Source organism: Malaciobacter sp. (genome assembly GCF_055140965.1).
Genome location: NZ_JBSRRO010000040.1, coordinates 1 through 25,367 on the forward strand (window position 1 = coordinate 1; position 25,367 = coordinate 25,367).

At 27.5% G+C, this 25,367-nt stretch carries 29 protein-coding genes and 1 pseudogene; 3 read left to right on the forward strand and 27 right to left on the reverse strand.

Going from position 1 to position 25,367, the window contains the following annotated elements:
- The 15 genes and pseudogenes from ACTCCZ_RS10760 to ACTCCZ_RS10830 form a co-directional block, all read right to left on the reverse strand.
- A pseudogene (locus ACTCCZ_RS10760) lies at positions 1-482 on the reverse strand (sensor histidine kinase); the annotation flags it as partial.
- Position 483: 1 nt separating this feature from the next.
- Entirely contained in the window at positions 484-1,368 is an 885-nt protein-coding gene (locus ACTCCZ_RS10765) for a response regulator transcription factor (protein ID WP_079580160.1), read from the reverse strand.
- Between the two features lie 2 nt (positions 1,369-1,370).
- A complete protein-coding gene (locus ACTCCZ_RS10770; protein WP_079580161.1) occupies positions 1,371-3,182 on the reverse strand; it encodes a PAS domain S-box protein in 1,812 nt (603 codons plus the stop codon).
- A 147-nt stretch (positions 3,183-3,329) separates the two neighbouring features.
- Positions 3,330-3,911 carry a phosphatidylserine decarboxylase gene (locus tag ACTCCZ_RS10775; protein ID WP_079580162.1) on the reverse strand — a complete coding sequence of 194 codons (582 nt, stop codon included), beginning with the start codon at positions 3,909-3,911 and terminating at the stop codon, positions 3,330-3,332.
- 8 nt (positions 3,912-3,919) lie between these two features.
- Positions 3,920-5,986 carry an ATP-dependent zinc metalloprotease FtsH gene (gene ftsH, locus ACTCCZ_RS10780; RefSeq protein ID WP_079580163.1) on the reverse strand — a complete coding sequence of 689 codons (2,067 nt, stop codon included), beginning with the start codon at positions 5,984-5,986 and terminating at the stop codon, positions 3,920-3,922.
- Between the two features lie 18 nt (positions 5,987-6,004).
- Positions 6,005-6,811, reverse strand: coding sequence for a 50S ribosomal protein L11 methyltransferase (locus ACTCCZ_RS10785; protein WP_079580164.1), 807 nt, complete (start codon positions 6,809-6,811; stop codon positions 6,005-6,007).
- Between the two features lie 55 nt (positions 6,812-6,866).
- Positions 6,867-7,799, reverse strand: a complete 933-nt coding sequence (locus tag ACTCCZ_RS10790) for a tRNA dihydrouridine synthase (RefSeq protein WP_079580165.1) — start codon at positions 7,797-7,799, stop codon at positions 6,867-6,869.
- The gene (locus ACTCCZ_RS10795) at positions 7,799-8,815 is read right to left on the reverse strand and encodes a hypothetical protein (RefSeq protein ID WP_079580166.1); all 1,017 of its coding nucleotides are present in this window, start codon (positions 8,813-8,815) and stop codon (positions 7,799-7,801) included. Before ACTCCZ_RS10795 ends, ACTCCZ_RS10790 begins: the two co-directional genes overlap by 1 nt.
- Positions 8,816-8,828: 13 nt before the next feature.
- Entirely contained in the window at positions 8,829-9,185 is a 357-nt protein-coding gene (dksA, locus tag ACTCCZ_RS10800; RefSeq protein WP_079580167.1) for an RNA polymerase-binding protein DksA, read from the reverse strand.
- Positions 9,186-9,233: 48 nt separating this feature from the next.
- Positions 9,234-9,695 (reverse strand): 23S rRNA (pseudouridine(1915)-N(3))-methyltransferase RlmH, encoded by a 462-nt coding sequence (locus ACTCCZ_RS10805; RefSeq protein WP_079580168.1) that lies wholly within the window; start codon positions 9,693-9,695, stop codon positions 9,234-9,236.
- Positions 9,685-10,299: a thiamine phosphate synthase gene (locus ACTCCZ_RS10810; RefSeq protein WP_079580169.1), complete on the reverse strand. Its 615-nt coding sequence runs from the start codon at positions 10,297-10,299 to the stop codon at positions 9,685-9,687. The genes ACTCCZ_RS10805 and ACTCCZ_RS10810 overlap by 11 nt, the downstream gene beginning before the upstream one ends.
- Entirely contained in the window at positions 10,299-11,168 is an 870-nt protein-coding gene (accD, locus tag ACTCCZ_RS10815) for an acetyl-CoA carboxylase, carboxyltransferase subunit beta (protein WP_079580170.1), read from the reverse strand. The genes ACTCCZ_RS10810 and accD overlap by 1 nt, the downstream gene beginning before the upstream one ends.
- 29 nt (positions 11,169-11,197) lie before the next feature.
- Positions 11,198-12,409 (reverse strand): methionine adenosyltransferase, encoded by a 1,212-nt coding sequence (gene metK / locus ACTCCZ_RS10820; RefSeq protein ID WP_228145354.1) that lies wholly within the window; start codon positions 12,407-12,409, stop codon positions 11,198-11,200.
- Positions 12,410-12,507: 98 nt separating this feature from the next.
- Positions 12,508-14,310: a glutamine--fructose-6-phosphate transaminase (isomerizing) gene (gene glmS, locus ACTCCZ_RS10825; RefSeq protein ID WP_079580172.1), complete on the reverse strand. Its 1,803-nt coding sequence runs from the start codon at positions 14,308-14,310 to the stop codon at positions 12,508-12,510.
- A 71-nt stretch (positions 14,311-14,381) separates the two neighbouring features.
- The gene (locus ACTCCZ_RS10830) at positions 14,382-15,149 is read right to left on the reverse strand and encodes an inositol monophosphatase family protein (RefSeq protein WP_079580173.1); all 768 of its coding nucleotides are present in this window, start codon (positions 15,147-15,149) and stop codon (positions 14,382-14,384) included.
- A 104-nt stretch (positions 15,150-15,253) separates the two neighbouring features.
- Here ACTCCZ_RS10830 and ACTCCZ_RS10835 point away from each other — a divergent pair, with 104 nt between their 5' ends.
- Positions 15,254-15,856 carry a YkgJ family cysteine cluster protein gene (locus tag ACTCCZ_RS10835; protein ID WP_079580174.1) on the forward strand — a complete coding sequence of 201 codons (603 nt, stop codon included), beginning with the start codon at positions 15,254-15,256 and terminating at the stop codon, positions 15,854-15,856.
- Between the two features lie 353 nt (positions 15,857-16,209).
- Here the strand turns inward: ACTCCZ_RS10835 and ACTCCZ_RS10840 are convergent, their stop codons facing one another.
- Positions 16,210-16,527 carry a DMT family transporter gene (locus tag ACTCCZ_RS10840; protein ID WP_079580175.1) on the reverse strand — a complete coding sequence of 106 codons (318 nt, stop codon included), beginning with the start codon at positions 16,525-16,527 and terminating at the stop codon, positions 16,210-16,212.
- Between the two features lie 2 nt (positions 16,528-16,529).
- The gene (locus ACTCCZ_RS10845; protein ID WP_079580176.1) at positions 16,530-17,114 is read right to left on the reverse strand and encodes a TetR/AcrR family transcriptional regulator; all 585 of its coding nucleotides are present in this window, start codon (positions 17,112-17,114) and stop codon (positions 16,530-16,532) included.
- Between the two features lie 132 nt (positions 17,115-17,246).
- On the opposite strand from ACTCCZ_RS10845, the gene ACTCCZ_RS10850 reads away from it, so the two are divergent.
- Positions 17,247-17,957 (forward strand): DNA alkylation repair protein, encoded by a 711-nt coding sequence (locus ACTCCZ_RS10850; RefSeq protein WP_119184373.1) that lies wholly within the window; start codon positions 17,247-17,249, stop codon positions 17,955-17,957.
- Between the two features lie 82 nt (positions 17,958-18,039).
- Here ACTCCZ_RS10850 and groL read toward each other — a convergent pair whose 3' ends face one another.
- From groL to ACTCCZ_RS10880, 6 genes are all read right to left on the reverse strand, one after another.
- Positions 18,040-19,674: a chaperonin GroEL gene (gene groL, locus ACTCCZ_RS10855; protein WP_079580177.1), complete on the reverse strand. Its 1,635-nt coding sequence runs from the start codon at positions 19,672-19,674 to the stop codon at positions 18,040-18,042.
- 62 nt (positions 19,675-19,736) lie between these two features.
- Positions 19,737-19,994: a co-chaperone GroES gene (groES, locus tag ACTCCZ_RS10860; RefSeq protein WP_079580178.1), complete on the reverse strand. Its 258-nt coding sequence runs from the start codon at positions 19,992-19,994 to the stop codon at positions 19,737-19,739.
- Between the two features lie 122 nt (positions 19,995-20,116).
- Positions 20,117-20,977 carry a polyprenyl synthetase family protein gene (locus ACTCCZ_RS10865; protein WP_079580179.1) on the reverse strand — a complete coding sequence of 287 codons (861 nt, stop codon included), beginning with the start codon at positions 20,975-20,977 and terminating at the stop codon, positions 20,117-20,119.
- Positions 20,978-20,979: 2 nt separating this feature from the next.
- Complete coding sequence (locus ACTCCZ_RS10870; protein ID WP_079580180.1) at positions 20,980-21,303, reverse strand: YbaB/EbfC family nucleoid-associated protein; 324 nt, start codon at positions 21,301-21,303, stop codon at positions 20,980-20,982.
- On the reverse strand, positions 21,296-21,679 hold the full coding sequence (gene panD, locus ACTCCZ_RS10875) for an aspartate 1-decarboxylase (protein ID WP_079580181.1): 384 nt from the start codon (positions 21,677-21,679) through the stop codon (positions 21,296-21,298). Before panD ends, ACTCCZ_RS10870 begins: the two co-directional genes overlap by 8 nt.
- Before the next feature lie 12 nt (positions 21,680-21,691).
- Complete coding sequence (locus tag ACTCCZ_RS10880) at positions 21,692-22,054, reverse strand: (2Fe-2S) ferredoxin domain-containing protein (RefSeq protein ID WP_079580182.1); 363 nt, start codon at positions 22,052-22,054, stop codon at positions 21,692-21,694.
- Between the two features lie 132 nt (positions 22,055-22,186).
- Here ACTCCZ_RS10880 and ACTCCZ_RS10885 point away from each other — a divergent pair, with 132 nt between their 5' ends.
- The gene (locus ACTCCZ_RS10885) at positions 22,187-22,717 is read left to right on the forward strand and encodes a peptidylprolyl isomerase (RefSeq protein WP_079580183.1); all 531 of its coding nucleotides are present in this window, start codon (positions 22,187-22,189) and stop codon (positions 22,715-22,717) included.
- A gap of 14 nt (positions 22,718-22,731) precedes the next feature.
- On the opposite strand, the gene ACTCCZ_RS10890 is transcribed toward ACTCCZ_RS10885, so the two are convergent.
- From ACTCCZ_RS10890 to ACTCCZ_RS10905, 4 genes are read right to left on the reverse strand one after another with little or no spacing between them, the layout of a single operon-like run.
- On the reverse strand, positions 22,732-24,105 hold the full coding sequence (locus tag ACTCCZ_RS10890; protein ID WP_079580184.1) for a response regulator: 1,374 nt from the start codon (positions 24,103-24,105) through the stop codon (positions 22,732-22,734).
- Positions 24,095-24,496, reverse strand: a complete 402-nt coding sequence (locus tag ACTCCZ_RS10895; protein WP_079580185.1) for a response regulator — start codon at positions 24,494-24,496, stop codon at positions 24,095-24,097. Before ACTCCZ_RS10895 ends, ACTCCZ_RS10890 begins: the two co-directional genes overlap by 11 nt.
- The gene (locus ACTCCZ_RS10900) at positions 24,496-25,020 is read right to left on the reverse strand and encodes a chemotaxis protein CheW (protein ID WP_079580186.1); all 525 of its coding nucleotides are present in this window, start codon (positions 25,018-25,020) and stop codon (positions 24,496-24,498) included. Before ACTCCZ_RS10900 ends, ACTCCZ_RS10895 begins: the two co-directional genes overlap by 1 nt.
- Positions 25,021-25,039: 19 nt before the next feature.
- The gene (locus tag ACTCCZ_RS10905) at positions 25,040-25,366 is read right to left on the reverse strand and encodes a PAS domain-containing protein (protein WP_463187337.1); all 327 of its coding nucleotides are present in this window, start codon (positions 25,364-25,366) and stop codon (positions 25,040-25,042) included.
- Position 25,367: the final 1 nt, after the last annotated feature.

Consider the following 25,367-nt stretch of genomic DNA (forward strand, 5'->3'; position numbering starts at 1 on the left):
TCATTATCTTTTAATTGGGCTTTTCTTTCTTGGGGTTTTATTCTCTCTTTTTCTTTTTTTGTTTCCCATCTTTGTTTTTTCTCATTATAATAGTATTTTTCATGTACTATTATCTCTCTTTGTTTACTTTTATAAAAATCATTTAATACTTCTTCATTTAACTTAATATCTGAAAGAAATAAAATATCTTCATCTCTTTGATATAAAAAGCTTGCCACATTTTTTGCTATTTCAAAAGATAGCCTTTCTATAGATTGTTGTGATTTTTTATCAAGCATTTCAATACTATCACTAATAGCTTTATTTGCAGTATTTGAAATGATTTGTTTATTTTCTAAAAAAAGCTCTTTTGTACTACTTGAAAAATATTTATCAAGTTTTATAATTCCTATAAAAGCTATATAAGAAATAAGAAGTAAAGGTACTACTTTTATTAATATAAAAAGCAATATTAGTTTAAATTTTATACTTAAATTTTTCATACTAATTTCTACTAGAGATATTTAAAATACTCTTTAATTCATTCATTAGATTTTCATTTGAAATACCATTATTTAGATCATTTACTAACTTATTACTTATATTATAAATTTTTTCTAATTTTTCTTCATTTTTATCTACAAAAACAAAAACACTTTTATTCATTTTTTCAAAATATTTATAACTTACATAAAACTCTCTTTTAAATAATTTTTCACATTTGCTACTTTTAAGTCTTAGTAGATGTCTTTGTTCTTTATTTGCAATAACATAATCAATCCAGTTTTCATTTGCTTTTAATTCATCAATATCAAATAGATTTTTACATTTATTTATTTGTTCATTAAAAGTATCTAAATTTTCAAATCCCATTAAATTTAGTAAGCTTTTATTTGCATACTCAACATTATTTGAATTCATTACAAACATAAATGTAGAATTACAATCTAATATAAACTGTATATACTCTTCATAACTACTATTTCTTTTCTCTAAAGTATCTAAATATAGACTTTTTTTAATAATTGCTAATATCTCTTGCATATTTATTGGTTTTAATAAATACTTATCAATTCCTAACTCAATTGCTTTACTTAAACTTTCACTTTCACTATGTGCTGTTGTAATTATTATAGGAATACTAGGATCAATTTCAAATATTTTTTCCGCCATATTTAATCCATTTAATTTTGGCATTTGTATATCAGTTATGACTATATCTGGTCTTTTCTTTTTAAATAACTCTAAACCCTCAACACCATCTTTTGCTATAAAAAGCTCTTTTACATATCTTTTTAAAAAATATGAAATCTCTTCCAATGTCATTTCATCATCTTCAACATACAAAAGTGTTATATCTTTAAAAATCTCTTTGTTTAAACCATGCATTCCTAATCCTTAAGCCTATCTTTGATTTCTAAAAATTCATCTAAATTATCCATAAATAAATCAATTAAATTTGGATCAAAATGTTTACCTTTTTGCTCATTAAAAAGATTTAAAATATTTTCTAAAGGCCAAGCCTTTTTATATGTTCTATCACTTCCAAGTGCATCAAAAACATCTGCAATTGCAGTAATTCTTCCATAAATATGAATATCTTCACCCCTTAAGGCATTTGGATATCCACTACCATCCCACTTTTCATGATGAGTATAAGATACAATTGCAGCTGCTTTTAACATTGGTCTTTGGGAATTTTTAAGTATTTCATAACCAATTTGCGCATGGGTTTTCATTATTTCCCACTCTTTATCATCTAATTTTCCAGGTTTATTTAAAATAGAATCAGGAATACCAACTTTACCTATATCATGCATTGGTGAAGCTGTAAAAATTTCATCAATTTCTATCTCACTTAATCCTGTTTTTTTTGCTAAAAGCTTTGAATACTCTGCAACTCTTTTTACATGTTGCCCTGTTTCTTGGCTTCTATACTCTCCCACATCACCTAATGTATAAATTATCTCTCTTTGGGTTTTTTCAACTTCTTTATGTAAATTAACTATTTCAGTAATATCATGTCTAATACCTAGATATTCAAAAATATTTCCTTTTGTATCTTTTAAAGGAAAAGTATGCACATCAAAGTGTAACAAATCACCATCTTTACTAGTGTTGGTTATTTTTCCCTTCCATCCATCTTTTGAGAATATTGCCTTAACCTTTTTTTCATACTCATCTTTTTTTAAATCTGTTTGCTTTAAAATAGAGTAATCACTTCCTAATATTTCATCTTTTGCATATCCTAAACAATCAACAAAAGCATCATTTACATAAGTAATTTTCCTGTTTAAATCCAATCTTATGATAATATTACTCATATCTATTGCATTTTCATATTGCTCTATTATATTTAAAGAAGAGTCTAAATCCAAAGATTTTTTTTCAGTTTGTTTTTTAAAATACTCTTTAGTTTGCATTAAATAAGTAATATCATTTGATAAAGAGATAAACTCAACAATATTTCCATCCATATCTAAAATTGGTTTTATAATCATATCAAGGTAATATACACTTCCATCTTTAGCTTGATTTTTCACCTCACCTTGCCAAGATTTCTTTTCATTCTTTATTAGATGCCACATTGATAAGAAAAAATCTTTTTTTATATCAGGATGTCTTATTATACTATGTGGCTTACCAATCAATTCTTCTTTTTTATAACCTGATATCTCTAAAAAAGGTCTATTTACATATATAATTTTTCCATTTATATCTGTTTTTGAGATAATTGATCGTTCATCAACAATATCTTTGTATTGTGTTAAAATATTTTGTATTTGTTCTTTCTCTTTTTCAAGAAGAATAGATTTTGCAATAGAGACTAAAGTTTCTATCATATCTTTTAAATTTAAAGGCTTAGTTATATAATTACTTACACCCAGATTTATTGATTCAAATAAATATTTTGTGTCGTTATATGCAGTTGTTATAATTATAGGAATATTACTATTTTCTTCTTTTATTTTTTTTGCCATATCAAGGCCTGTTAAAATTGGCATTTGTATATCTGTAATAATTACATCAATTGATTCTTTATAAAAGATATCTAAACCCTCTTGACCATTATTAGCACAATAAAAGTTTTTAACCTTAGTTTCAAGAAAATATCTCACTTCATCTTGTGTAAACTTATCATCTTCTACATATAGCACCGATATTTTCGATAAATAACTTAAAATTTGTGTAGCATCTTGCATAATAAATCCATTAGAAAGCTAAAATTTAAACTGTTTTATTTATATTCTAGTAAAATTTAGTGTCATATGAAAGTTTAATATATAGTTTTAAAATAAAATTATAGATATTAGAAGAAAAACTTTAGAGATAGATTTTCTAAAGTTTTATTAATAGCAAATAGTTTGACCTGCTTCTATTTTTTGCCCTACTTTTACATTAAGAGAAAAACTTTTTTCTATTTTTAAAAGTAATTCACCTTGAGTAAATACGCCAAGTTCATCACCTTTTTTATACTCTTTTTCAATAGGTTTATCCAAAGGTGCAGTAGCAAAAGAAGAGATAAATTCCATTATAGTATTCTTAGTAGATAATACCATTTTTTCATTTAGAAGTTTTGCCTTTTTTTCATCAAAGGGTAAAAAAAGACCTCTTCTTAAACTCTTTACTTTTATAAGTGAATCTTCAGGTGATAATAGTATAGAGTTATCAAAAAGTGAAGCATTTATATAAATTAAGTAATAGTTCTCATTAAAATCAATTGCTTCAACTTTCCCACTTATTGCAGATACAATAAAAGCTTCATTATCAATAATTACTTTTTTAACTCTATATACATACAAACACAAGAAAAATAGAAAAAAAGTTATTATTGATAAAAACTCTAAATCAATCACTTGTAAAAACACAGCAAAGACAAAAAGATACAATGATATCTTTTGTCCTTGTTTTAATATATATTTATCTAGCATATCTTTGCCTATTTATTTTCACTATTTTCTTCTTCTATTTTTTCTTCTTTTAAAGAATCAGTATTCTCTTTTTCATCAGACTTTTTATCAGTTTTTTCTGTATCTTTTTTTGTTTGAGAATCTTCTTCATTTATAGCATCTGAATGTAAATCCTCTTCTTCAAAAACAGTTCCACCATTTGCTTTAATTATCTCTCTTACTCTCTCACCTGAAATAACTTCAATCTCTAATAACTCAGCTGTCATCTCTTCGATGGCTTCTTTATTATCTCTTAAAGATTGTAAAACTGCCTCATATCTATCATTTAATGCTTTTTTAATAAAGTCATCTAAATTTCTAGCCATGTTATCAGAAAAATCTTTTTGTGTTTGTCCACCTAAGAATTGATTTTGTCTTTTTTCTAATACCATAAGACCTGCAACTTCAGTCATACCATAAACAGATGCCATTGATTTAATTATATCAGTTGCTCTTTCTAAATCATTTCCAGCACCAGTACTAATTTCACCAATAAATACCTCTTCAGCTGCACGACCACCAAGAAGTGTATCTACTTCTGCTATTAGTTCATGCTTTTGCATTAAATATTTATTTTCTTCAGGTGTATTTAAAGTATATCCAAGCGCAGCAAGTCCTCTTGGAACAATTGATACTTTGTTAACTTTTTTTGCACCTTTTGTAATTTCTGCAATTAATGCATGTCCAGATTCATGATATGCAACTATTCTTCTCTCTTTTGGAGAGATTCTTCTAGATTTTTTCTCTAAACCAGCTATTTGTCTTTCAACTGCTTCTTTAAAATCACTAGGGTCAACTTGCTCTTTTTTAGCACGACCAGCTAATAATGCTGCTTCATTAATAATATTTGCTAAATCTGCACCAGCAAGACCTGCTGTCATTCTAGCAACTTCTTTTAAATCAACATTTTCACCTAGCTTAACATCTTTGATATGAACTTTTAAAATTTCAACTCTACCCTCATAATCAGGTTTATCAACTAATACTTGTCTATCAAATCTTCCTGGTCTAAGTAAAGCTGGGTCAAGAACTTCTGGTCTATTAGTAGCAGCTAATACAATTACAGGAGCTGCTTCTGTTGAGAAACCATCCATTTCAGCTAATAGCTGATTTAATGTTTGCTCTCTCTCATCATTTCCACCCATAGGTCCGCCACTTGCTCTACTTTTACCAATGGCATCAATCTCATCAATAAAAATAATAGCAGGTGCAACTTTTTTAGCTTGTTCAAATAAGTCTCTTACCCTACTTGCTCCAACACCAACAAACATCTCTATAAATGCAGAACCTGAAACTGATAAAAATTGAACATCAGCTTCACCAGCAACTGCTTTTGCTAAAAGTGTTTTACCAGTACCTGGAGGTCCAACTAAAAGTACACCTTTTGGAATTTGTGCACCAAGCTTAACATATCTATCTGGATCTGATAAGAAATCAACAACCTCTTGAACTTCTTCTTTTGCTTCTTTATTACCAGCCATATCTTCAAATTTAACTTTTGGTTTTTCTGAATTAATCATCTTTTTTGAGCTTCCTATTCCAAGAAGGCCACCGCCTCCTCCTCCACCCATAGATTTAGACATTCTTTTTGCTAAAAACATCCAAATTGCAAAGAATATAAAAATAGGTAATACCCAACCAAATAATATATCAGCTAATACATTCTCTTCATTGATTCCACCATATTCAATATTATTACTTTCTAATTTTGAAATAAGTGTTTCATCAGGAACTACTCTTCTTGCAGTATAAGTAATAACTTCACCTGAACTAGGTTTAGATACTGCTTTAATTTGAGTATTTCCAATTCCAACATATTCAATCTGACCACCTGAAATTAGCTGTTTTAACTCTGAATAAGGTACAGTTTTATGCTTTGTTTTTCCATAAGAGGCAATATTTGAATTTCCTGCATTTTGCATTTGTTCTTCTGGAAATAAAGCTTTAAAAGCTAATATTGTTACTATAGAAAATACCACAAAAACTAATAATGGATTATTATTAAAAAAGTTATTCCCTTTTCCATTATCGTTATTGTTATCTTGTTTATTTGACATAAAATAAAACTCCTTTTTTTATTTAGAAAATACTATTGTTACCCACTCATTTTTGTGAATAACTTCTAATTCTTTTAAGTCCTTGAATTTGTTCAAAACCCTATCTAGATGTTTATCCAAAATTCCTGATACTATTAAAATACCATCATCTTTTAAGCAATTTTTTAAATCTTTGTGAATCATTACTAAAACATCAGCAACAATATTTGCAATTACGACATCATATTTCTTTTTTGCATTGTTAGCTGAACCTATCCAACTATTATAAAAGTTTACACTATTTAATTTAAAATTCTCTTTTGTATCGGCTATACAAACTTCATCTGTGTCACAAATATCTACATTACACCCCAATTTTGAAGTGGCAATTGATAATATTCCACTACCACAACCCACATCTAAAACATCACTATCTTTTTTAACAAACTGATCTATTGCTAAAATACAAGAAGAAGTTGTTTCATGGTGACCTGAACCAAATGATAAAGCAGGATCTATTATTATATCAATTTTATCTTCTTTTTTATCTTCCCACGATGGTCTAATAAAAAAGTTTCCTATTTCTACTGCTTTTACACTTTTTTGATAATTTAAAATCCAGTCTTGATTCTCTATTTTTTTACAAGTAGTTTCACAAGAGATATTTAATCTTTTTGCAAATTCATTTATCCCAAACTCAACTTGCGTTAAATCATCTTCACTTCTTGCAATAAGTAGTCCATCTTTCTCTTCTATAGCTTCATTTGTTAAAGCACTTAATAGTTCAAGAAATTGTTCATAATGGTTTTTAGGTTTTATTGTTAATTCAAAATAATACTCAGACAAATATTTCCTTTTTCTAAAAGTAAAATATTTTATCCAAATATCTGTTTAAAATTCATTAAAAAAAGCTTTCAATCATATCTCTCATAATTTTAATATCATGAACACGATTTATTATATCTCTAAATTCATTGGCACCAGTGTAACCTTTAGAGTATGAATGTAGTAATTTTCTAAACATTTTAGCACCATGTTCTCCATGAAAATCAATCACAGCATCATAATGCTCTAAAATAATCTCTTTTTTCATTGCTTCTGAAATATCTTCAACACCATGTTTTAGTTGATAAAATACCCATGGTTTTCCAATTGCACCACGACCAATCATCAAACCATCTGCATTTGTATAACTTAATACTTCTTTTGCTTTATTATAATCTTTTATATCTCCATTTGCAATTACAGGAATATTAATAGCATCTTTCATAGCTTTTATTGCATCATAATCAACAGGAGCTTTATATTTTCCAGCTCTAGTTCTTCCATGAACTGAAACAAAATCAACACCACAAGCTTCAACAACTTTGCCAATTTCAACTGGTATTTTTTCATTTACACCAAGTCTTACTTTTGCTGTTGTATATCTTTTTTTGTTATATTTTTTAACTGTGCTTAATATCTCTTCTAGTTTTTTCAAATCTCCTAAAAGATTTGAACCAGAACCATGATTAAAAACTTTAGGTGCAGGACAACCACAATTTAAATCTATTCCATCAATTCCATCAATATCATTTAGTATTTCAACCGCATCTCTTACTAATTCAGGTTTATTACCTGCAATTTGAACAAAATAAGGATCTTCTGTTGGGGACTTTTCTATCATTTTTAAAGTTTTTTCTGATTTATAAACTAAAGCGTTTGAAGATATCATTTCTGATATTGTTAAATCAGCACCAAATTTTTTAACAACCCTTCTAAAAGGTAAATCTGTATATCCAGCAAGTGGAGCCAACACCATAAGGGGTTGGCTAAAATTAATTTTCTCTTCCATTAGCTTTTAAAACAAAGGCTTTCTAAAGAGTATTGTTTTCCAGCATCTTTAAGATCAATAAATGCTCTAAATGCAGGGTACTCTTCATCTGCATAACTTGTTAACAACTCTCTTACTCTATCTATCATTTCAAACTCAAATAATACATAAAGATATGCTTCTGTACTACACTCTATTTCTTTTGATAAATCTTCAAATAGTGAGATTAAATCATCTGGTTGATATGCATCTTTGTAAAGTTTTGCCAATTCTAAATAGTCATTTTTATCATAATCTAGATTTTTAGTGATTTTTATAACTTCTTCATTTACTATTGCAAAATCTGGGTTTTTTGCACTTTTTTCAAAAAGTTTTTTCCCCATCTCTTTATCTAAACTTACATTTTCATAAAGTTTCTTAACAGTTGTCATACTTTTTTGATCAACGACATTTAAAAAAGCTTTTTTTATAACATCAGAGTTATAATTCATTGGCTTTTTCAAAATTTCAACACAAAAATCAATCTCAGCATCTACTTTATTTAATAGATTTTTATGTGCTAATTTTGAAGTTGGTTCAAGTTTTATCTCTTTGTCTTGAACATAAATTCCATTATTAATATCTTTTATTAGTGAAACTATTTTATTAATTTCATTATTTGAAGTTGTAAAATTTGAATCTTTAACCTCAAAATTAATTTGCGAAAGAATATTACTAATATCTTTAAAAGCTTTTGTTTTATAACTTGTTTTATCACCTTTTTGTAATAAATAAGCTTTTATACTTTGCATGATATTTTCTTCGTCTTTTAAAATTGCTCTATATTTTAAATAGCTTTTTAAACTATAATAAAGCATATGAGAAACACTTCCTATAAAAAGCACAAGCAATGGTAAAATTACCCAAACTGCAATTGGCAATGTAAGTGAAATATCAAGAACAGTAATTTTATACTCACCAGGTTCTATACTAAACACATAACCAAAAATTAAAATTATTAATAAAATTGAAAATACAATATATTTTTTAAGTCCCACAACTATTCCTTTTCTACTGTTGTTCTACCTCATATATTTCTCTACAAGGTGTACAAAATTTTGCAAATGGTTTTGCTCTTAATCTACCAATAGCGATTAACTCATCACACATTTCACAAATACCATATTTACCTTTTTCTATTCTTTTCAAGGCGTCTTCTATTTCGTCTAACTCTTTTATTTGTTGATTTGCAATAATTCCTTCTTTAAAACTATCGCTTGAAACTTCTGCATAATCATAATCATCATTACACTCTGTATCTTTTAAAGAGTTGATACTTTCTCTACTTCCATCAATACTTTTTATTATTTGCTCTTTTCTAATAACTAAAGTATCTTTAAGCTCTTGTATTTGTTTTGTATTAGCCACTCTCATCCCTTATTGAAAATTTGAGTATTATACAAAAAATTTAATAAATTACTTATGATAAGGATGATTATTTTTAATACAAAGACCTCTAAACACTTGTTCAATTAATACAAGATGGGCAATTTTATGAGCCATTGTCAATTCACTCAAGCTTATAATTGTGTCACATTTATTCAAAAATTTTTTTTCAAAACCAAATGCTCCTCCAATAAAAAAATTAATTTCTGAATTATTATTGAAAATTTCTGAAAATTTAAAACTATCAATTTTCTTACCTAATACATCCAATGCTATATTTAAACTTGAGTTTTTTAAATGCGGTTCATATACTTCACTATATGATTTTTTAGCCTCATCTTCACTTAAAGTTTGAGCTTTTGCTATTTTTTTATTAAAAATGTAATGAATCTCTACTTTAGCATATTTTAAACTCATTTTTATAAACTCTTTTGCCAGTTTATCAAATTCATCATTTGCTGGTTTCATTATTGAGTATATATTAATCTTCATAAAGTCCACTTCCTACGACATTGAAATGTATATTTTTAATATTATCATCACATTTTACAGAACCAATTGCACAAACAGGATGTTTTGAAATTTTTGCTAAATATGATATTTTATCATCTAATATATTTGATACATCTTTTGTTTTAGTTGCTTTATATGCTCCAAGACCTATCATATCTAAATCAAGCTCATTAGCTTCAAGTATTTCTACTTCATTATGTGTAGAAAGACCTAAAAGTTTATCTTTAATTTTAGCTCTTATTAGTTTTATTGCAATTTTTTTGTCTTTATGAATTTTATGAAAATCCTCTTGTCCTAGATGAATTCCATCTGCATAATCAATTATGTTTAACTTATCATTTATAATAATTGGTATATTTAATTTTGCTTTTAAAAAATTTAAATTTTCAATTTGAATATTATCATTATTGATTTTATCTCTATATTGAACTAGTTTTATATTTTTATCTTTACAAATTTTTACAAACTCATTTAAACTTATGTTTTTTCTTTTTAAAATTTCAAAGTCACAAAGTCCATAAATATTGTTAAAAGAGACTTTTAAATCTATATTTAAAAGTCTCTCAAGTTTAGTAGGATTCATTAACTAGCTTGAGTTGTTTCTTTATAAAACATTGTTAAAAGATCACTTAATGTTTTTTTCATTTTTGCTCTATTAACCACCATATCAATAGAACCTTTTTCAAGTAAAAATTCTGCTCTTTGGAAGCCCTCAGGTAAATCAGCTCCAATAGTTTGCTTAATAACTCTTTGCCCAGCAAAGCCAATTAATGCACCAGGTTCAGCAATAATAATATCACCTAAAAATGCAAAAGATGCAGATACTCCACCCATTGTTGGATCTGTTAAAATAGATATATATGGTAAACCTAAAGCATCAAGTTTTTTAAGTGCAGCAGAAGTTTTTGCCATTTGCATAAGTGAAAATGTTGATTCTTGCATTCTTGCACCACCTGATGCAGAAACAATAATTAAACCTTGGTGTTTTTCCATTGCTCTATTTACAGCTCTTACAATTTTTTCACCCTCAACTGAACCTAAACTTCCACCCATAAATGCAAAATCAAAAACAACAATTTGCACAGGCTTTGAATTTATTGTACATTCACCACTTATAACAGCAGAAGTTCTTCCAGTTTTTTTCTGTGCTTCATCTACTCTTTTTTTGTATGACTTTTTATCAACAAAATTCAATGGATCAACTGGTTTTAAATCAGCATCATACTCAACAAAAGAGTCTTTATCTGATAAAGACTCTATTCTTTTTTTAGCTCCAATTCTCATATGAAAATTACACTTTGGACAAATATTTTGTTGGTTCTCTACTTCTTTAAAGAACATTAAAGCATTACACTCAGGACATTTAACCCAATGAGAAGGAGCATCTTTTTTACTTGGTTGTTCCTTTTTTCTATCAAATGATATTTTGCTAAACAAGTCTTTTAAATCCATTCTAAATCCTTTACTAAACTACATTATCTTTATTTAATATTCTTAAATTTTTCCACTTCATCAAGTTTTTCCCATGGGTAATCACTTTGTCCCACTTGACCTCTACTTGCAACATCTGCATATAAAAATGTCTCTTCTGATGGCTTATCTAATCCAAATTTATCAATAATCCATTTTGGTGTTAATGGATAATTGTCCATTACAAATTGTGATAACTTATCATCATTTGCACTTGTGTAAGTTCCCATTGTATCAACAGAAATAGATGTAGGTCTAGCTACACCAATTGCATATGAAATTTGAACTACTGCTTTTTGTGCAAGTCCTGCTGCTACAATTTGTTTTGCAATCCATCTTGCTGCATATAATCCACTTCTATCAACTTTTGTATAATCTTTTGAACTTTGAGCTCCACCACCAATTGGTGCATATCCACCAAATGAATCAACAATTAATTTTCTTCCTGTTAATCCACTATCATGTAATGATGAGTGAGATACATATCTTCCAGTTGGATTAATATGAATAATTGTATTATCTTTATCATACATAGATGTTGGAAGACCTGTATCATCAATTAATCCTTGGATTAACTCTCTTACTTCTTCAATTGGCATATCTTCAACAGAAGGTGCACTAACAACAATTGTATGAATCTTTTGTGGATTACAATTTTCAAAATTCTCTTTAGTTCCATAATCAACAGTAACTTGTGTTTTAATATCAACACCTAATTTATGCTTATGTTTTAATGCATAATTATATACTTTATCACAAAGCATTCTAGCATAAGTTATTGCAGCTGGCATTAAATCTGCTGTTTCAGTTGAAGCAAAACCAAACATAATACCTTGATCACCAGCACCAATTTCACCCGAATCTTGATCAACACCTTGATTAATATCAGGGCTTTGTTGATTTAATAATACTTTTACATTTACATCATCAGGGTGTAAGCATTGCTCTTTTGTAAAAGAAGATTTTCCATCATAGCCTATTTTTGCAAGGGCATCTTTTACTAATTTTTCATAATCTTCATTACTTAACTGACAATTTGATTTAACTTCTCCGCCTATTACTACATTTTTACCTGCAACAAATACTTCAGAAGCAACTCTACTATTACTATCTTCTATAATTAATTTATCTACTATTGTATCTGCAATAATATCAGCACATTTGTCAGGATGACCTGCACTTACTACTTCAGAAGTGAATAAATATTGATTTTTGTTTTCCATCTTTGTTTTCCTCTTAGGTTTTCCATTTTTGTTTTCCATTATTTTTAATTACCATTATTGCTGCCTAAAAAATAACAAATATTGCAGCAAGTTGAATATTACTCTACAGTTACTGATTTTGCCAAGTTTCTTGGCATATCAACATCATTTCCTAATCTTATTGAAATCTCCATTGATAAAAGTTGTACAACAACTAACATCTCAAAAAACTCCAGCATATAGTGATTAGTTTCTTGTATTTTTACAAAATCATCACTTAACTCAAAATCAAGCGATGAAATCGAGCAAATAGTACTATCTCTAGCACTTAATTCTTCAACATTTGACTTAACCTTGTCATAAAGAAGATTTTGAGGCATTAAAGCAATTGTAAATAGCTCTGGATCAGCTAGTGCAATTGGTCCATGCTTCATCTCACCTGCTGGATACCCCTCAGCATGTAAGTAAGAAATCTCTTTAAGCTTTAAAGCTCCTTCTAAAGCTAAAGGATAAAATACATCCCTACCAATAAAAAAGAACCCATGACCGTGTAGGTATCTTTTAGATAATCTTCTTGTTTTTTCATGAATTTTATCTTCAATTCTTAGTGCATTTGGAACTTCTCTTAAAGCTGTAAGCTCTTTTTGCATAACTTCATTACTTATAGAATTTTTTACATTTGCAAAATATAAAGCCAACATCCAAAGTGTTACTGTTTGTGTTGAAAAAGCTTTTGTTGAAGCAACACCTTTTTCAATCCCTGCTCTTGTTAAAATTGTATAATCAGCAAGTCTTGTCATAGAAGAGTTATCAACATTACAAATAACCAAAGTTTTAAGTCCAGCTTTTTTTGCCATTTTTAAAACTTCTAAAGTATCCGCTGTTTCTCCACTTTGTGAAATAACTATAAAAAGTGTATCTTTAGTTAATAAAGGCTGTTTATATCTAAATTCACTTGCAATTTCAACATTACACTTAATCTTACTTAATCTTTCAAAAAGATAAGAAGATGTCATTCCTGCGTGGTAACTTGTACCACATGCACAAATTTTAATTTCATTAATTCCATCTAAGATAGAATCATTAATCTCATCAAATGATGTTGTTTCATCTTTTACTCTTTCAAGCATGCAATCACTTACAACATCACTTTGTTCATAAATCTCTTTTTCCATAAAAAATCTAAAGCCATCTTTTTGTGCATACTGTTTTGAAGATGGTAATGAACTCCAAGTGTAATTATCATCAAAAAACTCAATATCATCAGCACTTGCAATACCACCAACACCATCTTCTAAATATACCACTTTTTTACATAGCCCTATTAAAGGAGCATCCGAAGATGAGAAAAGAATCTCCTTTTGCTCATTTCCTTTTGCTATTATTAATGGACTTCCATGTTTAAAAAAGAAGATTTTTTTAGGATCTGCTTTAGAAACTAAAAGAATAGAAAAAGCACCTTTTAGTTTTGAAATTGTATCTTTAAAAGCTTGTTTTGTATCATTAATTTTATTATTAATATTTTCAAATAAGTGAACTATAACTTCTGTATCAGTTTGTGATACAAATTTATGTCCTTGGCTTATTAAGTCATCTTTTAGCTCTTTATAGTTTTCAATTATTCCATTATGAACTACATAAGAGTATTCTCCTAAATGAGGATGTGCATTTAATTCAGTTGGTTTTCCGTGTGTAGCCCACCTTGTGTGACCTATTCCTAAGTAAAACTCTTTATTCATAATATCTTTTGTTTTTTTTCTTAAGTTTTCAAGTTTTCCCAAAGCTTTATATACATCAATATTATTTTCATTCAAAAGTGCTAAGCCTGCTGAATCATAACCTCTATATTCAAGCTCTTTTAAACCATCAAGTAGTACTTCTGCTGTATTTTTATTGCCGATGTATCCAACTATTCCACACATAAATGCTAAACCTTCATTTCAAATTTGAAGCTGATATTTTACTAAAAAATTACTAAAATTCTTCTTTTATGTTACAAATGACTTAAAAGCTTTTTATGAATTTTGCTATTTGTTGCAACTATATATTTATCATTAAAAAGTTTATATTTTTTCCCTTTTTCATTTGTTACTTTTCCTCCAGCTTCACTTAAAATAATTATTCCAGCACTTACATCCCATGCTTTTAAATTCATTTCATAATACCCCTCATACGTACCTTTTGCAACATAACATAAATCTAAAGATGCTGAACCTAATCTTCTTATGTCTTGACAATTTGGAAGTATATTTTTCATTTGTTTCATAACAGCATTTAAATCATCACTGCATGTTCCACTAGAATATGGAAAACCAGTAGAAATCAATGCTTTTTGAAAGTTTTTTTCCTTAGAAACTTCTATTTTCTTTTTATTTAAATAAGCACCTTTATTTACTTTAGCATAATATAATTCATCTAAAATAGGATTATAAACTACTCCCATATATGGTTTTTTATTTTTATAAACTCCAACAGAAATAGCAGTATGTGGTACTTTATTTACAAAGTTTGTAGTTCCATCAATTGGATCTATAATAATAGAATTATCAAATTTTAAATTACTATTATCAGACTCTTCTGCGATTATATTAAAATCACTAAACTCTTTTTTGAATTTTTCTTTTAAAAACTCTTCAACTGCTACATCATATTTTGTAACTAAATCTTTTTTTGCTTTAAATCTTACTTCTTTTTCATTATAGTAACCCTCAACTAAGATTTTTGAAGCCTCTTTTATTATTTTAATTAATTTTTTTTTCATTTTTTATCCAATTTTTTCTCTATTTTATCTAAGATTTATTATATAAGACTAAATAATTTTATATTTTATAAAAAAGTAAAAGAAAATATGTTAAAACCTACTTTATGAAAACTTTTGAAAGAATTGAAAACGAAACACTTTTTTTTAGTTCATGCGAAACTTGCGAAGCTCACTGTTGTGATGGAGAAAGAGGAATATTATATACTCAAATACTTCTTGAAGATTTTGAAAAAGTATATGAAAACTTCCCTATTGTTTTTATGTATGGTGAACTTGGTTATTTAAAACCTGTAATTCTTCTTACTAATGGTAAAGAGTTTTGTAGATATTTAGAAAATAATCTTTGCACTATTTATGAAAAAAGACCATCAACTTGTAGAAATTATCCTTTAAGTGCTCATTTGGATAATTCAATCTATGTAGATAAGAATTGCCCAGCTATTACAAATGAGGGAACTATAATAGTAAAAGATGGAAAAATAAACAAAGAGTTTAATAATTATAGTTTTTCTGATTATCAAATAAGATATATAAATACTCACTTTTGTTTTCACGAGATAAATAATAGTGATAATTTAACAAAAGCTATTACTTTAAATGGTATTGATTTTTATAAATTTGTAAAAGATTTTGATGATAAATATGTAAGCATGCATCTAAAATCTTTAAAAAATATTGATGAGTACTATTTAAAAGCTATAAAATGAGTTTTACAAATAAAAAAAATATATAAAATAGAGCACAAACCCCAAAAAATAACCTTTTTATGATTTAAAAATTGATTCTATATATTTTTTAGATTATTTTTTCAATATATGCTATAAATTTAATTTACTTTTAAGCTATTAAAGTGCTATACTTACTTTATCCAATGTAACGGAGGTCATTAAAGATAGGAGTTTTAGATAAATAGTTTAAATAGAAAACTTATCACTGTTACAAAAAAATAAGATAAAAGTCAATAATAAAGACTTGGGAAGTAAGATAAATTTACTTCTAACAAATAATGAAAAAAGGGGAAAGTTTAACTTTCCCCTTTTTTATTTTAACTTTCAATAACTCAAGCATGTCCTAACTTTAACATAACAGTTCCCATTACTATTAATAAAATAGCAATAATTTTTTGTATACTCATCAATTCTTTAAAAATTAACCAACCAAGAAGTGTTATAGCAACAGTTCCAAAACCAGCCCATATTGCATATGCTGTACCTATATCAATTTTTTTTACAGCAAGACCAACTAAGCTAAAAGATATGATAAAAAATATTAAAACTGCACCTGCCCAATAATAACTATTTGTTATTGATGTTTGTTTAATACATAAAGTGCCCATTACTTCAAATATAATTCCAGCAAATAAATACCACCAATGCATCTTTAACCTTTTTGTAAAATAGTAGAAATTTGTTTTATATAAAGTGATAATTCATTTTGAAGATTAAAACTATTATCTACTAAATCTCTAAAATACATCCCATCAGCAGTTGCACAAATAGATTTTATAAACTCTTTTTTTGTATGGTTTATCTCATATTCTTTAAAAATATTTAACAATTTATTATCTACATACTCATAATAAAAGTGATTATATTGGCTTACCTCTTTTTTCTTTGAATACACATATGTATGAAAACTTGCAAAAAAAAGCTTTCTTAAAGTCTTGCATAACTCATCATTACTAATATAGATACTAAAAAATATCAATAAACATTGTTCAAAACTTTGGCACTTTTCTAAATCTTTTTCACATATATTAAAATACTCAACTGTTTTTCTTTTCATAACTTCAAATACTAACTCTTCTTTAGTTTTAAAATAGTGATAAAACTGACCTTTTGAAATATCAATCTTTTGTATCAATTGATTTAAAGAGATAGTTTCAATCTCATTTTTTTTAAACTCTTCACATGCTTTTTGGCATATCTCATCTATTTTTTCTTCTTTATTTACTATTATTGTCATAATAAACCTTTTTATAAACTACTGGTTTATTATAGTTTGTTTTTACTTTCTTTTTTATAAACTACTGGTTTATTTAATTTTCTTTTTTAAAAGATAAGTTAAAATAGCAGTAAATTTAAAAAATGAGGGTATATGAATATAACAAAGCAAATTAAAGAAGATTTAGCAATATTTACAAATATTAATAATATTCAAACATATAAGAGATTTTTTAAGACAAAAGCTGGTGAATATGCCCATAAAGATATCTTTTTAGGTATAAAAGTTCCAGATATTAGAAAAATAGTAAAAAAGTATTTTTTAGATCTTTGCTTTAGCCATATAGATGAGTTTTTACATTCACCATACCATGAATATAGAATGTTCGCACTTTTAGTTTTAACATATCAATATAAATCAAAAAAGCTTAATAAAAAAGAAGAAATATTTAATTTTTATATTCAAAATATATCTTGGGTTAATAATTGGGATTTAATTGATGTAACTTCTCCTCACATTATAGGTAATTACTTAATAAAAAAAGATAAATCAATACTTTATGAGTTTGCAAGATCAAATAACTTATGGAAAAAAAGAGTCGCGATTATTAGTACCTTTGCTTTTATAAATAATGAAAATTATCAAGATACAATAAAAATTGCAGATATATTACTAAAAGATGAACATGATTTAATTCACAAAGCTGTAGGTTGGGCTATCAGAAATGTAGGAAAAAAAGATGAAAATACAATGATAGAGTTTTTAAATCAAAGATATAAAAAGATGCCAAGGACAATGCTTAGATATGCAATAGAAAAACTACCTGAAAATTCTAGGCAAAACTATTTAAAAGGTACAATATAGTATTTTTGAAAAATTATAAATAAAAAAACCGCACCTTATAAAAGGTGCGGTTAACAAATAGTTAAATAAGTTTTAACTATTTTTACATCATACCAGGCATTCCACCCATTCCACCCATGTCAGGCATAGCTGGAGCTGATTTATCTTCTTTAATATCTGTAACTGTAGCTTCTGTTGTTAGAAGAAGTGATGCAACTGATACTGCATTTTGCATTGCAACTCTTTCAACTTTAGCAGGATCTACAATTCCAGCTTCAAACATATCAACATAGTTTCCAGTTGCAGCATCAAATCCATAATTATCACTAGTAGATTTTTTTACTTCATTTACTACAACACCTGCATCAAATCCAGCATTTGTTGCAATTTGTTTTAATGGAGCTGAAATAGCTCTTAAAACAATATCTGCACCAATTTGCTCATCACCTTCAAGCTGTAAAGATACTTTCGCAGCTGCTTTAATTAATGCAGCTCCACCACCAATTACAATACCTTCTTCAACAGCAGCTCTTGTTGCACTCAATGCATCATCAACTCTGTCTTTTTTCTCTTTCATTTCAGTTTCAGTAGCAGCACCAACTTTAATTACTGCAACTCCACCAGAAAGTTTTGCAAGTCTTTCTTGTAATTTTTCTTTATCATAATCACTTGTAGTGTTTGCAATTTCATTTTTTATTTGTCCAACTCTTGATTGAACAGCTTCAGCACTTCCTGAACCATTTACAATAGTTGTATTATCTTTATCAATTACAACTCTTGCAGCAGTTCCAAGTGAATCAATACCAGTAGTATCTAAACTCATTCCCATCTCTTCAGAAATAACAGTACCACCAGTTAATACAGCAATATCTTCAAGCATTGCTTTTCTTCTATCACCAAATCCTGGAGCTTTAACAGCAGCAATATTTAAAGAACCTCTTAATCTATTTACAACTAATGTTGCTAATGCTTCACCATCAACATCTTCTGCAATAATTAATAATGGTCTTCCAGCTTGATTAACAGCTTCTAAAATTGGTAACATCTCTTTTAAATTAGATATTTTTTTATCATATAATAAAATATAAGGGTTATCCATCTCTGCAATCATTTTTTCAGAATTAGTTACAAAGTATGGAGATAAATATCCTCTATCAAACTGCATACCCTCAACAACATCTAATTCATCATAAATACCTTTTGCTTCTTCAACAGTAATAACTCCATCTTTTCCAACTTTATCCATAGCTTCAGCAATCATAGAACCAATTGCCATATCAGAGTTTGCTGAAATTGATGCAACTTGTTCAATTTCTGTTTTATTAGCAACTTCTTTTGAAGCTTTTTTTATCTCTTCTAAAATAGCTTCTGATGCTTTTGCCATTCCTCTTTTTAAGATAATAGGATTAGCCCCAGCAGTAACATTTCTAAGACCTTCTTTAAATATAGAATAAGCTAATACTGTTGCAGTTGTTGTACCATCACCTGCTTCATCAGCTGTTTTAGAAGCAACTTCTTTTACAAGTTGAACTCCCATATTTTCTATAGTATCTTCTAATTCAATCTCTCTTGCAACAGATACACCATCTTTAGTGATATTAGGAGCTCCAAAAGATTTTTGTAATAAAACATTTCTTCCTCTAGGTCCCATTGTAACTTTTACAGCGTCAGCTAATTTTTCTACACCTGCAAATAATCTATTTCTTGCATTATCACTAAACATTACTTCTTTTGCCATATTACTTTTCCTTCTTTTGTTTATTTAAACTTTTTAAATTAATTATGCAATTGCAAAGGCAATTACATAACTCCTATAATATTCTCAACATTTAATACTAAGTATTCTTGTCCCTCAAGATTCAATTCAGTTCCTCTGAACTGCTCAAATACTATTGTATCACCCACTTTAACATCCTCTACTTTTGAACCAATTGCTTTTACTGTAGCAGTATGTGGTTTTTCTTTTGCATTATCTGGAATATAAATTCCACTTGCTGTTTTGTTTTCAACTTCAGTTCTTTTAACCAGAACTCTTTCCCCTAGTGGTTTAAAATTCATTATAGTATCTCCTATCAAGTTATAAAATAAAATTAGCACTCTATTTTTTTGAGTGCTAAATTTTATAAAATTTTTTATTTTTTGTCAAGTGGTTTGAGTTATTTTGACTAAAAGTTTTAATATTATTTGTGTCTATGTAGATATTTAAGTAATAACTCTTCTAAAGAGTCTTTTAATTTATCATCTAAAGATCTTAATTGCTCTTCACATTTGTTTGCTAATTTATCAGCAGATTCAACTGCACCATCTAAACCTAAAAGATTAACAAATGAATTTTTTTCATTATCATTTTGCGTAGTCTTACCTGCTTCTTGTTCACTTTGTGTTTCATCAATAATATCATCTTGTATTTGAAATAACAAACCAATATCAATTCCAAAATTATAAAGTTTATTCTGTAAAGCTAAATCATATTGAGCAATAATCGCACCCATTCTTAAACTTGCTGCAATTAGTTTTGCAGTTTTATGAATATGTAAAAACTCCAATTCATCAAGTTTTAATCTGTGATTTTCAAAATGACAATCAATTGCTTGACCAATAATCATACCATCAATACCACCATCACTTGAAAGTGCTTTAATCAACTCTATTTTTATATCATTACTAAGTGGTGCATTAGCCAAAAGATTAAAACTATGAGTATTTAAAGCATCTCCTACTAAAATGGCTGTTACTTCATCATATTTTTTATGTAAGGTTTGATAACCTCTTCTTAAATTTGCATCATCCATAGCTGGTAAATCATCATGAACTAGTGAGTAAGTATGTAAAAATTCTACTCCTAAAGCAACAGGCAAAGAGTTACTAACTAAAAGTGGATTTTTAGAATTTACAACAGATAATAAAAGCATTGGCCTAAATCTTTTTCCACCTGCTTTTAACATATGCTCTAAAGCTAATTCAAAATGTGGGTGAAAAGTTTTTGAAGAGGGAAGATTACTGTTTAAGTAATCTTCAAATTTATTTAACAATTGTTTCATTTTTAAGATTTTTGTCCAAATGAACCCATTCCACCCATCATATTCATGGCCATCATTTTTTTATTTTCATCAGATTGTTTAATAACATCATTCATACATGAAATTAGAAGTATTTGCAAAGAGTCTTTATCATCCATTAAAGAATCATCAATTTTCAAATCAATAACTTCACTATTTCCATTGATTGAAATTTCAACCATTCCACCACCAGCTTTAGCAGTAAAAACTTTAGAAGCATTATCTTCTTTTGCTTGATTTGCCATTTCTTGAACTTGGCTCATCATATCATTTAAATTTATTTTACTTAAATCAATTCCATCAAACATGGTCACTTCCTACAAGTTCATTTGTCACAGTATCAATATTGTTTTTTTCATCAACAATAACGACTGTTGGTTTATAATTTTTTAATTCTTCTTCATTATAAGAAGCATATGAAATAACAATAATCTTATCACCAATTTCAACTTTTCTTGCTGCTGCGCCATTTAAGCACATATCTTTACTTCCAGCTTTGCCTTTTATTACATATGTAGCAAATCTTTCACCATTATTTATATTTACTATTTCAACTTTTTGTCCAACAAGTAAATGTGCAGCTTCCATTAGCTCTTCATCAATTGTAATTGAACCAACATAGTTCAAATTAGCATCTGTTACAGTTGCTCTATGAATTTTACTATACAACATATCAAATGTCATTTTTTTAACCCTTTATTTTTCCAAACTAACTGGTTCACCCCAAAACTGCTCTGGAATTAAAAACTCAGTTACAGGATCATTACCTAATATATGTTCATCTACTATTCTATCAATTTTTTCCTTAGATAATTGACAATACATATAATGCCCAGGCTCTATTAACATCAATGGACCCATTTGGCATCTTCCCAAACATGAAGTTCGTATAGGCTGAACAGCTCCCATAAGACCTTTTTGCATCAAAGTTTGTGATAAGTAATTGAACAAATCTTGTGTATTCTCATCAACACATGATGGCTTTGGCATGCCAGGAGGAGCACTTTGCTCACATTTGAAAATATAAAATGTTGGTTGAGGATTAGCTTGCATTTCCATGATTTTTCCTTATAAGCATCAATTTATTAAATTCTAACAAACATTTATTAAATCTTTATAAAATAACACTTTTAATAATAGATTAAAAAATTTAATATTATACTTTTTATAAATATTTTAAAAAGGAAATTTATGGGAAAAATTATTTTTCTACTTTGTTCACTAACTTTTTTATTACAAGCTGCAAATCCACTTGCTATTATTGAAACAAACAAAGGTAAAATTGAAGTTGAATTAAGAAAAGATTTAGCTCCAAAAGCAGTAGAAAATTTTGTTACACATGCAAAAAATGGTTATTATAATAATGTAATTTTTCACAGAGTTATAAAAAATTTTATGATTCAAACAGGAGATCCAACAGGTACAGGAAGAGGTGGAGAATCAATTTGGAAAAAACCATTTAAAGATGAGTTTGCACCAAATGCAGTTTTTGATAAAGCTGGTATTTTAGCAATGGCAAATAAGGGTCCTAATACAAATGGTAGTCAATTTTTCATTACAACAGTTCCTGCATATTGGTTAAATGGTAAACACACTATTTTTGGATATGTAAAAAAAGGAATGGATACAGTAAAAAAACTTGAAAATGTTCCAACAACAGGACAATATGAAGGAAATAAACCTTTATCTGAACAAAAAATAAAAACAATAACAATAAAATAGAGTATTTATATACTCTATCTTGTTCCAAAAATCCTTTGAATCAATGATTTATCACCTGTTTGCATTATCTCTTTTTCCATTTTTTCAGCTTTTTTAGCTTCTGCTTTTGCTTTTTCTTGCCAGTACTCAATTTTTTGTTCCATCATTTCTGCGTTTTCAATTTTTCCTAGTTTTCTTTTCATATCATGTAATTCTTGTTCTAACTCTTCTATTTCTAGTTGGGAAGTAACTTCTATTTGTTTACATTTTTTTTCATAATACTCTATTGTATCTTCTAATTTTACATTTAATTTCTTAACTTGTATTTTTAAATCTGCATTCTCTTTATTTGTTTTAAGAGTAAAAGTACTATCTTTTTTACTTTTTTGTTCATTACTAATATAATAGTTAAGTTCAGATCTTAATTTTTTATTATCTTTACTTAAATTTTCAATTTTATAAAGGTATTTATCCCTTTCTGTTTTTATAGAAATAATCTCTTTTTGTAACTGCTTTATATCATGTTTCAAATTATTTATTATTACAGTTTGTTCAGCAGAACCTGCCTTACTTTTAATAAAGATATCGCCTTTATCTTTCATTAGTGCCAACTGAACTTCTCTTTTTTTAGTTATTTCATCAGTAATATCTTTTTGAACGCATAAAGAACCAGTGATTTTATTGTTATCATCAGTTGTAGTAATAATATAAGTATCACTAATATAATAACCATTCTCTTTTGTTCTATTTTTTATTCGCCCTTTCCATTGATTATTACTAAGAATATTTGAGTATATCTCTTCATATATTTTAGAGTCAGTATCACTATGCTTTAAAATACTCAAATCACTACCTATTAACTCTTTTGAAGTAAAATTAGTAGTTTTACAAAACAGTTCATTTACATAAACTATTTTCATTTGTGCATCAGTTTTTATAACTATATTATTTACATCAATAACATCTTTATATTTTTCTAACTCTTCATTTTGTTTAGCAATAAGTTCATTTTGATATAAAATAGTAGCAAGTTCATTTAATACTACAAGTAAGTTTCTTATATCAATAGGTTTTATAATATAATCATGTACTTTAAGTTTTATGGCATCTGCTAAATACTCATTATCTGAGTATGCAGTTGTAAAAATCACAGGAATCTCTTTATTATGCTCTCTAATTCTTTTTACCATCTCTATTCCATTTAGATATGGCATATTTATATCTGAAATTATTACATCAATTTTTCCACTATTTTTGACATATTGCTCAATTCCATCTTTTCCATCTTTTGCAACAAATATTTTTCCAAAAAAATTAGATAATAAAGAAGACAACTCATTTCTTATGTTATCATCATCTTCTACATATAAAGCTCTTAATCTTTTTAAAATATCTTTATCAATTGACATTTTTATTTAATTCCATTGTAGTTATTAGCTCAATAAATTTCATAAAATCAAATGGTTTTAACAAATAATCTTTAACTCCATACTCTTTTGCTTTATCAATATACTCAATCTCTGTATGTGCAGACATTATTATTATTGGTAAATCAGGATTAGTCTGTTTTAAAATTTTAATCATTTCTAAACCATTCATTATAGGCATATTTATATCTGTGATAACTGCATCCAAATCTGGGTTTTTTTCTATTATATCTAAAGCCTCTTGTCCATTTTGTGCAGTTAGAAAATTTGCTTCTAATTTATTTAAGGTATCTGTGATTATATTTATTAAATCATCTTCATCTTCTACAAAAAGAAGCTTTAATTTTCTAAGTTGAAAGATTTTTTCTTGCATTATGAATCTTTTAATTCGTCTTTATGTACAACAGCTTCAATATCCATAATAACAAGCATTTGATTATTTTCTAATCTTACAAATCCTTTTAAATATCTAGATGGTATTGCTGAACCCATATCTGAAACAGGAGCAAGAGAAGAAGTATCAAGTCTTTGTACATCATCAACTTTATCCACAATTATTCCAATCATTCTTTTATCTTCTGTTATAACTGCAATTACTGCTGTATTACTATCATATACAGGTTCTCCTGTATTAAACTTTATTCTAATATCTAAAATAGGTACAACTTCTCCTCTTAAATTAATAAGACCTTTTACCCAATCTTCTGTATTTGGTAAATGTGTAATAATATCTGGATAAGTTAAAATCTCTCTAATCTTTGGTAATTCAATTGCATATTTCATAGCACCAAGTTCAAAAGTCATATACTCACTTGTATTCTCATAATCAATTACATCATGTTCTTGAGGATTATTGATATTTGAGCTGTTATTTCCATTACTATTTATTGTTTCCATTTTTTCTCCTTATATAAGATTACTCTTCATTTTTCCATTTTGCATAAAGTTCATTAGCAGATTTAATCTCAGCTTCAGAAGCTCTTCTTCTACAAGATAAAAAACCCTTTGAACCATCGCAACTCTCAAATGGATATATTGTGGCAAACACCCAATAATACCCTCCTGTTTTTGTGGCATTTTTTACATAGCCTGTCCAAATATCACCTTTTTGTATTGTATCCCACAAGTTTTTAAATGCCTTTTTGGGCATATCTTTATGTCTTACCATATTATGTGGTTGTCCCATTAACTCTTCTAGGCTATACTCTGCTATTTTACAAAAATCATCATTTGCAAATGATATT